The sequence below is a fragment of the Virgibacillus sp. genome (assembly GCF_013393565.1).
GTDB lineage: Bacteria > Bacillota > Bacilli > Bacillales > Amphibacillaceae > Virgibacillus > Virgibacillus dokdonensis.
This window is the reverse complement of record NZ_JABXHF010000019.1, coordinates 46896-56875: the sequence shown is the minus strand read 5'-3', so window position 1 is coordinate 56875 and position 9980 is coordinate 46896. Positions and strand designations below refer to the sequence as shown.

The window sequence follows — 9980 nt, the reverse complement described above, 5'->3', positions numbered from 1 at the left end:
CATGTTGGAGAGGATTTGTTGTACGAGCTGGTGTTTCCCTATTTCTTTACCAAAGGTGGATCGTTCATGGCAATAAGCTACACTTGCTTCTAAACAAGCCATAATTTGCCCTACTGCGCCTGCTGCTACTGTAAATCTACCGTTATCTAAAGCTGACATTGCAATTTTAAACCCTTCTCCTTCTTCTCCAAGGAGATTTTCTTTTGGAACTTTCACGTGGTCAAAAAAGATCTCACCTGTATTCCCTGAACGAATGCCCAGTTTGCCTTTAATAGCTTGTGAAGAAAACCCTTCCCATTCTCTTTCTACAATAAATGCTGAAATCCCTTTATGTTTTTTTGAGCGATTTTTTGTGTAGGCGAAAACAATAAAGTTGTCTGCTGTATCGCATAAGGAAATCCACGTTTTTTGCCCGTTTAAAATATAGTAGTCGCCTTGGCGATAAGCGGTTGAATCCATTGCAGCAACATCTGACCCCGCGCCAGGCTCTGTTAGTCCAAATGCGCCAATTTTTACTCCTTTTGCTTGAGGGACTAAGTATTTCTGTTTTTGCTCTTCATTTGCCCATTGTAATAACGTCATGCTATTTAAACCGGTGTGGACAGAAACAGCCGTACGAAATGCCGTATCTCCGCGTTCCAATTCTTCACAAACAATGGCAAGTGCATTATAATCCATTCCACTACCACCATATTTCTCTGGTATGCATACACCCATTAATCCTAAATCAGCTAGCTTTTCTAAAATAGCTGGGTCAAATTTCCCCTTTCGATCCCAATCGGCGATATAAGGCATAATCTCTTTATCTGTAAATTGACGTACCGTATTACGTAACATATTTTGTTCTTCCGTAAATTGAAAATCCATTTTCATTACAACTCCTTTTAAATAGTGAATGTATTTTTATAACGATGTTTTTTTAAAAAATCTGCATAGGATTCAAAAGTTAGTTAATCACTTAAAATCATTTGATTATGTTCCCCCGCATTTGGTGGGTGATATCGATACGATACAGGTGTACGCGATAGCTTTAACGGGCTTCCAATTAAATGAATTTCTCCAGCGGTTGGATGCTTCATTTGAACAAACATGTCTCTAGCTAATAACTGTGAATCTCTTGCTACCTCAGCCATATTTTGAATAGGGCCACATGGAATAGATTGCTGTCTGCATTCTTTTAGCCAATAAGCCGTTGGTTGTTGTAAAAACAACTGCTGTAGTAGTGGTACTAATTCGTTTCTGTTCGCTACACGATCAGGGTTGGTTTTAAATTTAGGATCTGTTTTTAAAGAAGCAGCACCAAGAATATCGCATAACATCTGAAACTGTCGGTCATTTCCAGCGGCTATGACCATTTCTCCATCTTTTGTATGAAACGTCTGATAAGGAACGATGTTCGCATGCTGATTACCGAGCTGTGAGGGTATTTCTCCAGACATGAAATAGTTGCTTCCAATATTGACGAGTGCACTAACAGCTGCATCATATAAGGCAATATCTAATTTTTGACCTTGCTTGGATTTAGATCTTTCTAGTAAAGCAGCTTGTATGCCTATCGTTGCATACATACCCGTTAAAACATCTGTGATCGCAACTCCCATTTTTTGTGGTCCTGTTTGTTCATCGCCAGTAATGCTCATCAGTCCACTCATAGCTTGAATAATAAAATCGTAACCAGGCAAATCTTTAAAGGGTCCTGTTTCCCCAAAACCAGTAATCGAACAATAAATTAATTTAGGGTTAATGGAGGATAATGTGTGATAACTTAGTCCAAAACGCTCCATTGTACCTGTTTTAAAATTATGAATGATAACGTCGCTCTCTTTAACCAGTTGTTTAATTTTTTCCGCACCCGATGCCGATTTTAGGTCGAGAGTAATACTTTTCTTATTACGATTTGCACATAAATAATATGCACTCACTTCTTCTTGAAAAGGAGGCCCCCATTTGCGTGTTTCATCACTTCCACCAGGCGCTTCCACTTTAATAATTTCTGCACCTAAATCGCCCATAATCATGGTGCAATATGGCCCTGCCAATACTCTAGATAAATCTAGAACACGAATATGTTCTAAAGCTCCTGCCATGCTTTCCCTCCTTCTAATACATATTTTGTCTGAAACGCTTGCATGCATGGAATATTCGTAACCGCTAAAAACTTCTACATAGACTTGTTATGTAGCTGTTGTAGAAGCAGTCGTATGAATAAGCGAACTACAAAACGCAAAATCCATCCTACAGAACAAAGGTGCAGGGCGCCCCGCACGGTTAGCAACGTAGCGACTGGAACGAACCAACGGAGATAATGGAATCATGCCACTAAAACAGGGGATGTCGACGCACTAAGACAAGCCCGTTTTTAGTCGGCCTTCCTCTTAGCGACGAACCGATGATGACTTAGCTTAGGGCAATGGTGAAGTGAAGTCGCCTAGTTGCTGGGAGCTGGAGCCGGACGTGGTTTATTCGGCTATGTTGTTATACTCAAGCCACTAATTTTATACTTTCTTATCTTATAAAAAAAGCCAGTTCAATTTAAATTACAAACGACTGTAATTTAAATATGAACTGGCTTTCGCCTGCTTAGACAACTCTGGAATGGAGTTGTAGTCAGGCTAGGCAGTAAGTTGATAGGAATTATTTAGTAGGAGTAAATAATTTCTTATTTTTCAGTATACTACAAATAGAATGAAATGTAAACGATTGCTTGTAAGTGGTTTTATAAGGTGCCGTAATCGCCCTATTCAAAATAAGAAAAGGAGGAGACGGCACCAATATAGTAGCTTCATTTAGAAGCGGTTATAGTAACAACATTTCCTAGAAATTGAAACAGAGTAGTGTACCAGTGTCGAATGATTCATCCCCATTATTTAGTAGCTTTTTGTAATTTATGAATCATTTTTAAAGAGCGTCCTGTTCCTATTGCAACAGACTCCAAAGGATTAGGTGCTAGGTGAACAGGAACAATCAACTCATGAGATAACCACTCCTGCATACCTTGTAGCAAAGCTCCACCTCCTGTAAGTACAATGCCGTGATCTACAATATCACCACTTAACTCAGGAGGGCAGTTCTCTAATGTTGTACGAATAGCTCCTAATACTTGTTCCAATGATTCTTTTAAAGCAAGATAAACTTCCTTGGAAGTAATGGTAATCGTCTTTGGTAAGCCAGTAACCATATCACGACCGCGAATTTCCATCGTTTCTTCTTTATGATTTTGATGTGCATAACCTATCTCCATTTTTATATTTTCTGCTGTTCGCTCACCAATAAGAATGTTATAGTTTTTGCGAATATGATGAATAATTTCTTCATCCATTTTATCTCCGCCAACCCGAACGGAATTGCAGGACACGACGCCGCCAAAAGATATAATACCGACTTCCGAAGTACCTCCACCAATGTCAACAACCACATTAGCGACCGGCTCATCAACAGGTAAATCCGCTCCAATAGCAGCGGCGATTGGCTCTTCAATTAAGTGAACTTGTTTTGCGCCGTAGCTTGATACTGCATTATGGATAGCTCTTCGTTCTACAGTCGTGCTTCCTGATGGTGTACATACGACAACAACAGGTTTACGCATGGACATACCAATTTGCTTGCTTACTTTTTTTAAAAACGCTTTTAACATTTGGGATGTAACATCATAATCCGCAATCACACCGTCTTTTAATGGGCGGATAGGAATGATATTCTGTGGTGTTTTTCCGACCATTTCTTTTGCCTCAGTACCTACTGCCACTACTTGTTTTGTATTTACATCAATAGCAACAACAGATGGTTCATTTAATACAATTCCTTTTGATTTCGTGTATATTAATATGTTTGCGGTTCCTAAATCAATTCCAACTTCTGCAGTAGAAAACATAATTGAATCCTCCAATAAATACATTTTTCTTTTTATACTAATTAAGAAAGCATAAAAGTTTAAAGGTTTATAGTATAAGCAAAACTACCATTTCCGCTATAAAGATTTGGGGAATCATGGATAGTAGGTGCTGTATGACTTTTGCTTCAAGTATTGGAAATACTGAACTAGGTTAGATAATAGCACCTAACCCCACTTGTTTAAAGGTGCACTTTATAGCATTCTCTTAATTTTTACCATTTTAGGGGGTAGCTGGACAAGTGTTAGTTTACACTATAGGAAAGCATAAAATCTTTTTGGTTTATAGTATAAGAAAAACGAATATCTCCCGAAAATACTTGGTAAAAAGGTGGTGCTTCTATCTAACATGACATGATAACATGAACCAACATGCAAGTCAGCCACTTATGTTAAAAATCTATTATACTATATTTTTTATCTATCGGGGGGAATAGGAGCGTAACAATTTCATTACAGATAGTCAGATTTTGTAATATAAGCTCGAACATTTTAAGTATGTCAACACTAAATTTAATGAAATGTTTTCCTAGAGGTTGAAAAATTACCATTTTTGTTGCCTAGAAGCATATAGTAGTTCCTTATATTTCAAGACTTGATTGTATAGACAAATATGAATAATAGCTTTTGGAAATCGATGGCATAATTATTACAAAAAATCCATGCTATGATGATTTTGCACAAAACAAAACCAAAGGGAGCGTATGCAAATATGTTTAAGAAAGTAGCTGCAACCGTAGCTTTATTATCAGCCTTATTATTTGGGGGAACTTTTTCAGCCTCAGCAGATACCGTCTCTAAAGAAACTTCACCATATCAGATATACAAAGTCTATTATTCTATAAATGGTAATTGGCAAAGCTTTTCTGAAAATAATATAAATCAATTGCTTCAGAAGTATATGAGTAATATGCAACGTTATGGAAAAAAGATAGATTGGAATAATGTTCATATAGAAAAACAAGAAGCTAACAAGGAAAATGCTGATCAAGCAGCAGATAAGCAAGATAAAAAAGAAGCGAATCAATCAGCGCCAGAACAACCAAAGCAAGTAGAACAGAAACCAAAAGAACAAACACCTGCAGAACAACCTACAGAGAAGCCTGAACAACAAAAACCTGTACAACAAGAAAAACCAAGTAATCAACAAGTGCAAGAGAAAGAGAAGCAAGAGCCTTCTCAAACAGATAAAAGCGAGTTAAGTCAATTTGAGCAGGAAGTTGTTGATTTAACGAATCAAGAAAGAGCAAAACAAGGTTTGCCTGCACTAAAAGTAGATACAGAGCTTAGCAAAGTGGCACGTGCAAAATCTAAAGATATGGCAGCAAATGGATATTTTGCTCATAATAGCCCAACATACGGTTCTCCATTTGATATGATGAAACAATTTGGCATTAGCTACTCAACAGCAGGAGAAAACATTGCAAAAGGGCAGCGTAGCCCGCAAGAAGTAGTCAATGCTTGGATGAATAGTCAAGGGCACCGTGAAAATATTATGAATGCTAAGTTTACGCATATCGGTGTTGGTTATGTAGAGCAAGGCAACCATTGGACACAACAGTTTATTGGTAAATAATATACCATTATTTATATATTTAGCTTGTAGAGAAACCACTCGTTTTCTACAAGCTTTTTTGTACTATAGGCGAGTATAGATTGGTATACGCAGGTTTTTATTCACTACAGAAAAAGTATAAGATTTTTTGGTTTATAGTATAAGAAAAAACAAAGTCTTTCTAAAAAGATAAGGAGTATAAATTGAGGTGCTTAGGATAACGAAAAACGAATATCCACGCCCAGATCCACCGCCCAGTGATGAGGCGACTTCTCGAAATCGCCCTAAGCTATGTCATCTTCTGTTCGTCCCTCACAGCTTTTTCATGCTTGTATTGGAAAGATAAAATTTTAGGATTTGCCGCATACGTTAAGTTTTCCAAGCATCATTCTATGGTGATCGATATGAAGCGAGATATAAGGTAAATCCTTTCTGATTGAAGTCGACTTTATCTTGCTGTTATAGAAATCCAGCGGTATAATAGCTTGTGGTGAAAGGAGCTACTTTAAATGATTTGTACGATAGGAATATACCTCTATGCTAGCATTTTAGTACTCGGAACATTTTTTAAATTGCAGAGAGCGAAAAAATTACAACATGAACTAACTAAAGAAGAAATTTTCATTCAACCAAGTCTTGTCTCGAAGAAGGTGTTTCAACGAACAGGGAGCACTATTAAAGTAGAAGGGCAAGAAAAACTTCCGGAAGGCCCAGCACTATTTGTTTCTAATCATCAAGGGTTGTTTGATATATTAGTGTTACTCGGTTATTTAGGGAAGCCAGTTGGATTTATAGCAAAAAAAGAGATTAAAAAACTACCCATTATTTCCTCTTGGATGGAGCTAGTTCATTGTGTGTTTATGGATCGTAAAGATCGTCGACAATCGGTTCGTGCTATCGGTCAAGGGATTGAGTATTTGAAAGAAGGGCACTCTATCGTTATTTTTCCTGAGGGGACCAGAAGCAGGGGGAGACAACTTCATTCCTTTAAACCTGGCAGCTTTCGTTTAGCAATAAAAGCGAACGTACCGATTGTACCTGTTGTGATAGACGGAACATATCATATGTTAGAGGAACAGGGTGGAAAAGTTTCCCCGTCATCTGTACGTCTTATGATTAAAGATGCTATTACTCCTGATAAATATATGGAGATGAAGAGTAACGAGTTAGCGACACATATAGAAGAAATAATTAAAAAGCAACTAGAAATAAATGCGTTAGGACAAGATAAAGAAAAAGAAGAAAATCAACTGTTATCAGCGGAATAAAGTTAGAAGTAGTGCTTGTAGTCTAACCGTGGGAGTTATGTTACATAACGCTCACGGTTTCACGTTTCAAATTTATAATTCGAAACATACTATATTAGAGGTGATAACATGGTGCAAGGTACGGCAAATTGGAATACAGAAATTACGAAAGAATGGTTACAATCCTATGTAGATGACTGGGTGCAATTTTACAAGAAAGAGACAAAAGAAGGGAAAGTTGCTTCTTATATTCCAGTGTTAAAAAAAGCTGATCCAAATCTTTTAGGAATTACTATCATTGGCAAAGACGGGATGATGATTCAATCTGGAGATGTTGGCACCCCATTTACCATTCAAAGCATTTCCAAAATATTTAGTTTTATAGTAGCTTGTATGGAAAGAGGAGTATCTTATGTGCTCGATCGAGTGGATGTGGAACCGACAGGAGAGGCATTTAATTCTATCATGCACCTAGAGATGCGTAAATTAAAGAAACCATTTAATCCATTTATTAATGCGGGAGCAATTACAGTAACGTCATTATTGAATGGAAAAAGTTCAGAAGAAAAATTAGAACCTATATTTCAGTTGTTTACCAAAATTCTCGGTTACAGATCGCGCATAAATGAAGACGTCTATGTATCCGAACGAGAAACATCTGTAAGAAATCGTGCTATTGGTTATTATCTCATCGAGTTAGGTTATTTGGAGTCTGCATTAGATTTGACGCTTGATACGTATTTTAAGCAATGTTCTATAGAAGTAACAACAGAAGATTTGGCCAAACTTGGTTTAGTTTTAGCTAATGATGGGATAGATCCTCAGACAGCCGAAGAAATCATTCCTAGAAATGTGGTTCGCCTAGCAAAAGCGCTCATGTTAACTTGTGGAATGTACGACGCTTCAGGGAAATTTGCTGCCTATGTTGGTATCCCAGCAAAAAGTGGGGTTTCAGGAGGGATTATTGCTACAGCTCCTCCAAGAGTTAGAAAAGAAACATTGCCTTTTATTGAAGGGTGTGGCATTGGTGTATATGGTCCTGCGTTGGATGACAAGGGCAATAGTATTGCAGGCATAAAATTATTAAAGCATATTGCAACCAAATGGGATTTAAGTGTTTTTTAGAAATAGTAGAATTGTTCAAGTAAGCGTTGACACAATCAATAGCACGTCAACATCTAGATAAATATGGTGGCGATACTATCTAACGATTGCTTTTTCACAGTGGTTACGAGATAGCATCATGAATAGATTGGACACGTGTGAAAAACTTAAAATAGGCACCGCAGAAATTTTGTTTGCTTCATTTTGTAATATTGGATGAGACTGTGATAAAAAGCATGCTGAAACTTACACCTATTATAGAAATGGAAACTTTTGCTGTTAGGGGGGAAGTTGCTTATAATAGAAGGGAACAATTAGCGGAAAGTGGGGGATTTAATGATACGGGTCATGTTTGTTTGTCTTGGTAATATTTGCCGCTCGCCAATGGCTGAAGCTATTTTTGTTAATTTAATACAAAAAGAAGGATTAACAGACCAAATTGAGGTGGAATCTGCCGGAACTGGTGCATGGCATATTGGCAAACCACCCCATAAAGGAACGATAGCGATTTTAAAAAAGTATGAGATTCCAACGAATGGATTAGTTGCTCAACAAATAACATCAAAAGATAAAGGTAAAGCGGATTATTTAATTGCTATGGACGAGGAAAACAAACAAGATTTATTGCGGATGTTTGGAGAAAACGGTAAAGTACGAATAGCAAAATTAATGGATTTTGTGGAGCATACCAAAGAAGAAAATGTGCCTGACCCTTATTTTACAGGTAATTTTTCATATACATATGAATTGGTAGCTGAAGGGTGTTATCAACTCTTACAATATTTAAAACAAAAACATGCGATACAATAAGGAGTGTACATGATGGGAAAAAGAAAATTAGTTACAGGAGTCGTACTAGGGGCAACAGCAGGTGGATTAATTAGTCTTTTAGATAAAGAAACAAGAGTTTATGCAAAAGAAAAACTTGCATCCGCAAAATCTGGTGCAAGCTACATGTTAAAAAATCCGTCTGAGACGATTCACACAGTTCGGACTAATTTTGATAAATTAAATCAAGCATTTACAAAAGGTGCTGAGAATACAATTAATGCTTTGAACGAAGCGGAAACAACACTTGAAAAAGTAACGAATAAAAGGAAAACGGACCGAATAGAATAAAGTACGATGGACAAGTCATACTTCATAATGATGAACCAATGATCTGACCTTGTATAATAACCTATGCTTAAAACACATATCTAAGCATGAGGGAACAAGTTTAGGAGTCGAGTAATGGTAAATACAGTACTTTCTTTTGGAAAGCAGCTATATCAACGAATGATAAAGATAGACCTGTTTGGATTGGCTGCACAGTTAGCTTATTTCTTTTTGTTGTCACTGTTTCCATTTCTATTATTTTTAGTGACGCTTGTTGGTTATTTACCGATGGATGAGTTAGCTGTATTAGATATTATTTCTTCGTATGCTCCACCTCAGATTGTAGAGCTGATTTCAACAAATGTTACGAATTTAATTAGACAACAGAACGGTGGATTGCTTTCTTTTGGTATAATTGCCACACTATGGGCATCTTCTAATGGTGTAAACGCCTTAATGCGGGGTTTTAACTATGCGTATGAAGTAGATGAAAACCGTTCGTTTATTGTTTCAAGACTTATTGCTATTATAATGACAATAGCAATGATAGGAATTATAATTATCGCATTATTATTACCTATATTTGGTAAATTAGTTGGTTCTTATTTATTTTCATTTGTCGGTTTATCAGAAGGTTTTATTCATGTATGGGAAGCCTTGCGTTGGGTTGTTTCGTCAGTTGTTTTCTTTATTGTCTTTCTTGCATTATATAAGCTTGCACCGAACAAACGAATCTATTTAAAGGATGCAGTGCCAGGAGCTTTGTTTGCTACAGTAGCATGGCAACTAGTTTCATTAGGTTTTTCTTACTATGTGAGTAATATTGGTAATTATTCAGCAACATATGGCAGTCTCGGAACTGTCATTGCACTCATGATTTGGTTTTATTTATCAGGGATCATTATCCTAACTGGCGGTCTAATAAATGCTGTCATTCGAAAAAACAAACATGTAAAATAATATAGGATTAGACAAGGCATTTTCATAAACTTTGTCAATGATCTTTGCATATAGAAAGCAAGCAATTATATTTTAATAGGCCTTAGGGAAATTGGTAACCCCTAAGGCCTTATCGGTCTTAACTTGA

9 protein-coding genes are annotated in these 9980 nt (G+C 36.9%); 6 read left to right on the top strand and 3 right to left on the bottom strand.

All coding sequences use genetic code 11. The features are described from left to right. The 3 genes from HLX49_RS05980 to mreBH all read right to left on the bottom strand — a co-directional run. On the bottom strand, positions 1 to 867 hold an 867-nt coding region (locus tag HLX49_RS05980; protein WP_296361001.1), incomplete at its 3' end, for an acyl-CoA dehydrogenase family protein. A gap of 83 nt (positions 868 to 950) precedes the next feature. Beyond that, positions 951 to 2087, bottom strand: a complete 1137-nt coding sequence (locus HLX49_RS05975) for a CaiB/BaiF CoA transferase family protein (RefSeq protein ID WP_296360997.1) — start codon at positions 2085 to 2087, stop codon at positions 951 to 953. Positions 2088 to 2863: 776 nt separating this feature from the next. Next, complete coding sequence (gene mreBH / locus HLX49_RS05970) at positions 2864 to 3871, bottom strand: rod-share determining protein MreBH (protein ID WP_077702730.1); 1008 nt, start codon at positions 3869 to 3871, stop codon at positions 2864 to 2866. 685 nt (positions 3872 to 4556) lie between these two features. On the opposite strand from mreBH, the gene HLX49_RS05965 reads away from it, so the two are divergent. The 6 genes from HLX49_RS05965 to HLX49_RS05940 all read left to right on the top strand — a co-directional run bounded on the left by HLX49_RS05965 (position 4557) and on the right by HLX49_RS05940 (position 9853). Further along, on the top strand, positions 4557 to 5465 hold the full coding sequence (locus HLX49_RS05965) for a CAP domain-containing protein (RefSeq protein WP_367112724.1): 909 nt from the start codon (positions 4557 to 4559) through the stop codon (positions 5463 to 5465). Between the two features lie 488 nt (positions 5466 to 5953). Beyond that, positions 5954 to 6712 carry a lysophospholipid acyltransferase family protein gene (locus HLX49_RS05960; RefSeq protein WP_296360996.1) on the top strand — a complete coding sequence of 253 codons (759 nt, stop codon included), beginning with the start codon at positions 5954 to 5956 and terminating at the stop codon, positions 6710 to 6712. Positions 6713 to 6820: 108 nt separating this feature from the next. Then, the gene (locus tag HLX49_RS05955; protein WP_101933537.1) at positions 6821 to 7816 is read left to right on the top strand and encodes a glutaminase; all 996 of its coding nucleotides are present in this window, start codon (positions 6821 to 6823) and stop codon (positions 7814 to 7816) included. Between the two features lie 315 nt (positions 7817 to 8131). Continuing rightward, positions 8132 to 8605, top strand: coding sequence for a low molecular weight protein-tyrosine-phosphatase (locus tag HLX49_RS05950; RefSeq protein WP_296360995.1), 474 nt, complete (start codon positions 8132 to 8134; stop codon positions 8603 to 8605). Between the two features lie 9 nt (positions 8606 to 8614). Beyond that, on the top strand, positions 8615 to 8914 hold the full coding sequence (locus HLX49_RS05945) for a YtxH domain-containing protein (RefSeq protein WP_254843938.1): 300 nt from the start codon (positions 8615 to 8617) through the stop codon (positions 8912 to 8914). Positions 8915 to 9028: 114 nt separating this feature from the next. Next, positions 9029 to 9853, top strand: coding sequence for a YihY/virulence factor BrkB family protein (locus tag HLX49_RS05940; RefSeq protein ID WP_077702736.1), 825 nt, complete (start codon positions 9029 to 9031; stop codon positions 9851 to 9853). Positions 9854 to 9980: the final 127 nt, after the last annotated feature.

Bases quoted from the DNA above. Each gene is read 5' to 3' on its own strand.
- HLX49_RS05975 (WP_296360997.1), bottom strand. From the start codon at position 2,087: ATGGCAGGAGCTTTAGAACATATTCGTGTTCTAGATTTATCTAGAGTA.
- mreBH (WP_077702730.1), bottom strand. From the start codon at position 3,871: ATGTTTTCTACTGCAGAAGTTGGAATTGATTTAGGAACCGCAAACATA.
- HLX49_RS05965 (WP_367112724.1), top strand. From the start codon at position 4,557: ATGATGATTTTGCACAAAACAAAACCAAAGGGAGCGTATGCAAATATG.
- HLX49_RS05960 (WP_296360996.1), top strand. From the start codon at position 5,954: ATGATTTGTACGATAGGAATATACCTCTATGCTAGCATTTTAGTACTC.
- HLX49_RS05955 (WP_101933537.1), top strand. From the start codon at position 6,821: ATGGTGCAAGGTACGGCAAATTGGAATACAGAAATTACGAAAGAATGG.
- HLX49_RS05950 (WP_296360995.1), top strand. From the start codon at position 8,132: ATGATACGGGTCATGTTTGTTTGTCTTGGTAATATTTGCCGCTCGCCA.
- HLX49_RS05945 (WP_254843938.1), top strand. From the start codon at position 8,615: ATGATGGGAAAAAGAAAATTAGTTACAGGAGTCGTACTAGGGGCAACA.
- HLX49_RS05940 (WP_077702736.1), top strand. From the start codon at position 9,029: ATGGTAAATACAGTACTTTCTTTTGGAAAGCAGCTATATCAACGAATG.